This window comes from Sphingomonas sp. (assembly GCF_023266535.1).
In the GTDB taxonomy this organism is placed as follows: domain Bacteria; phylum Pseudomonadota; class Alphaproteobacteria; order Sphingomonadales; family Sphingomonadaceae; genus Sphingomicrobium.
Genome location: NZ_JAHFPY010000119.1, coordinates 1 through 2847, shown reverse-complemented (window position 1 = coordinate 2847; position 2847 = coordinate 1). Strand labels below are relative to the sequence as shown.

At 65.6% G+C, this 2847-nt stretch carries 4 protein-coding genes and 1 tRNA gene; 1 reads left to right on the top strand and 4 read right to left on the bottom strand.

All coding sequences use genetic code 11. The features are described from left to right. Nucleotides 1-107 precede the first annotated feature (107 nt). Nucleotides 108-197: transfer RNA gene (locus Q0C64_RS13355), tRNA-Ser, on the bottom strand. A gap of 63 nt (nt 198-260) precedes the next feature. Then, nucleotides 261-1283: a dihydroorotase gene (pyrC, locus tag Q0C64_RS13350; RefSeq protein ID WP_294124332.1), complete on the bottom strand. Its 1023-nt coding sequence runs from the start codon at nt 1281-1283 to the stop codon at nt 261-263. Between the two features lie 22 nt (nt 1284-1305). Between pyrC and Q0C64_RS13345 the strand changes: the two genes are divergently transcribed. Then, entirely contained in the window at nt 1306-2004 is a 699-nt protein-coding gene (locus Q0C64_RS13345) for a folate-binding protein (protein ID WP_294124331.1), read from the top strand. Here the strand turns inward: Q0C64_RS13345 and Q0C64_RS13340 are convergent. Together Q0C64_RS13340 and Q0C64_RS13335 are read right to left on the bottom strand one after the other, a co-directional pair. Next, on the bottom strand, nt 1997-2671 hold the full coding sequence (locus Q0C64_RS13340; RefSeq protein WP_294124330.1) for a cyclase family protein: 675 nt from the start codon (nt 2669-2671) through the stop codon (nt 1997-1999). The genes Q0C64_RS13345 and Q0C64_RS13340 overlap by 8 nt on opposite strands. Further along, nucleotides 2626-2847 (bottom strand): hypothetical protein (locus Q0C64_RS13335; protein ID WP_294124329.1); only part of this gene is annotated, 222 nt, incomplete at its 5' end. The genes Q0C64_RS13340 and Q0C64_RS13335, both read right to left, overlap by 46 nt.

The window sequence follows — 2847 nt, the reverse complement described above, 5'->3', positions numbered from 1 at the left end:
GGCTCGCTTCACCTACGGTCGTTTTACTACCCCTAACCCGACCTGGAGCGACCACGCGGGGCAGCCGCCGGGCCGAGCGTACCGGCCTCAGTGTGGGGAATGATAGGTGGCGGAGACGGAGGGATTCGAACCCTCGATACAGTTTCCCGTATGACGCTTTAGCAAAGCGTTGGTTTCAGCCACTCACCCACGTCTCCGGGCACGGCAGTTGGCGGGCCTTAGCGAACCCTAGGGCCGCGTTCAACCGCCCATATGGGGAGCTAGCCGACAAACCTCCAGCGGAGCATTTCGCCGGCATGGAAGGGCACCAGTCCCTCGACTGTTTCGGGCACTTGATGCTCCGCGCGCACCAGCGTCACCGTGCCCTCGTTGAGCGGCAGCCCGTAGAAGCGCGGGCCATGCTCCGAGGCGAAGGCTTCGAACCGGTCAAGCGCGCCTTCATCGTCGAACACCTGGACATAGCTTTCGAGCGCGTACGACGCGTTGAAGATGCCGGCGCAGCCGCAGGCCGATTCCTTGGCTTCGCGGCTGTGGGGGGCCGTGTCGGTGCCGAGGAAGAATTTGGGCGAGCCGCTGACCGCCGCCTGGCGCACCGCGAGGCGATGCTCCTCCCGCTTGACCACCGGCAGGCAATAGGCGTGGGGCCTCAGCCCGCCCTTGAACAGCGCATTGCGGTTGAGGTGGAGATGCTGCGGCGTAATCGTCGCGGCGACATTGGCCGGGGCGTCGGCGACGAACTGGGCCGCCTGCCGGGTGGTGATATGCTCCAGCACCATTTTGAGCGCCGGGAAGTCATCGACCAGCGGCGACAGGATGCGGTCGATGAACACCGCTTCCCGGTCGAACACGTCGATATCCGGGTCCGTCACCTCGCCATGGATGCAGAAGGTCATCCCGATTTCCTGCATCCGCTCCAGTGCCGGATAGATGTTGCGGATGTCGGTGACACCGCTGGCGCTGTTGGTGGTGGCGCCGGCCGGATAGAGCTTGGCCGCGGCCCACATGCCCTCGGCAAAGCCGCGCGCCAGCCCGTCCGGATCGACATCGTTGGTCAGATAGCAGGTCATCAGCGGGGTGAAGTCCGGCCCCGTCGCAGCAATAATCCGGTCGCGGTAGGACGAGGCGGCTTCGACCGTCGTGATTGGCGGCACCAGATTGGGCATGACAATCGCCCGGGCGAACTGCCGCGCGGTATAAGGCGCGACCGTCTTGAGCATCTCGCCGTCGCGCAAATGCACGTGCCAGTCGTCGGGCCGGCGGATGGTTAGCGATTGCAAAGTCACGCGCCGCTCTTAGCTAAGGCTCATGTCCGCGACCACCCTTGCCGATCGAGCCGTCATCCGATTGAGCGGCGCCGAGGTGCGCGACTTCCTCCAGGGGCTGGTGACGCAGGATGTCACCGGTCCATTGCCGGTCTGGGCGGGGCTGCTGACCGCGCAGGGCAAATGCCTGTTCGATTTTCTGGTGTGGGCGGATGGCGACGATTTGCTGCTCGATTGCGAGGCCGAGGCGCCCGACGGGCTCATCAAGCGGCTGGCGATTTACCGGCTGCGCAAGCCGATCGGCATTGAGCGGGACGACAGCTTGGCGGTGCATTGGTCGTTGGAAGACGGCAAGGGCGTCGCCGATCCGCGGCTCGCCGAGCTGGGCCGGCGCTGGCTGGGGCCGGCCGACGAGCCTGCCAGCGGCTGGCTCGAGCATCGGCTTCGGCTCGGCGTGTGCGAGGGCCGGGTCGAACTTGGCGACCTGCTCTGGCTCGAGTGCAATGCCGCCGAGCTGAATGGCGTCAGCTTCACCAAGGGTTGCTTCGTCGGACAGGAGAATACGGCGCGGATGAACTGGCGGCAGAAGGTCAATCGCCGGCTGGTGGTCGTCGAGGGCGCCGTCGACGAGCGGGTTCGCGTCGCCTATCCCGGGCTTGGCCTGGCGGTGGTCCATGCGCGGGTCGATGCCGTTCCCGCTGAAGCCATCTTGCCCCGCTGGCTGGAGCCGGCGCTTAGCTAAGAACGGCGAATGCCCGCACCGGGAAGGTGCCCATGCCTTTGATCTTGGGCGGCGTGGCGGAGAAGCGGAAACCACGGTCGGGCAGCCGGTCGAGGCCGGTCAAATGCTCGCCGATCGGGATGCCGGCCCCCAATAGCAGCGTATGGACGGGCCGCGCGCGGACGCTGGTGTCGTCGATATTGTGGCTGTCGATGCCGACGAACGCGGCGCCATGTTCCACCAGCCATCGCGCTGCGGCTTCGGTCAGGTAAGGACTGTTGGAGAGATAGGTGTCGGTCCGCCAGTGACGATCCCAGCCGGTCGCGACCAGCACCGCCTTGCCGCGCACCTCGAGCCCGGCGAAGGCAGCAGCGTCGACGGCGAGCCCTTGTTCATAGGGCTGGCGAACGACCAGCCCGTCGAGGTCGGCGAGCGATTCCAGCGGCAGTTCGGAAAGATCCTTGCCGTCGGCATAGCGGTGGAAAGGGCTGTCGACATAGGTGCCGGTGTTGGCGACCATGTCGATCCGGCCGATCTGGAAACTCGAGCCGTCGTCAAAATTGGCCGCGGACGCCTCGCGCGTCCAATAATCGCACAAGTGCGGCCCGGGCAGACCCTTGTAGGTGGTCATGCCCTCCTCGATCACATGGCTGAGGTCGATGAGTCTTTCCGCTGCGCGATCCGCCATAAAGCCACTCCCCCGATCAGCATCCAGATGACGTTGAGCGCCGCCGAGGGCAAGGCACCATGCCACCAGCCATTGAGCGTGAAGCCGGCGGCGCCGACCACGTTCATCCATTGATAGACCGCCGAGCGGCCGGTCAGCCTGCCCATCGACAGGAACAGATAGGCGAGCAGGATCAG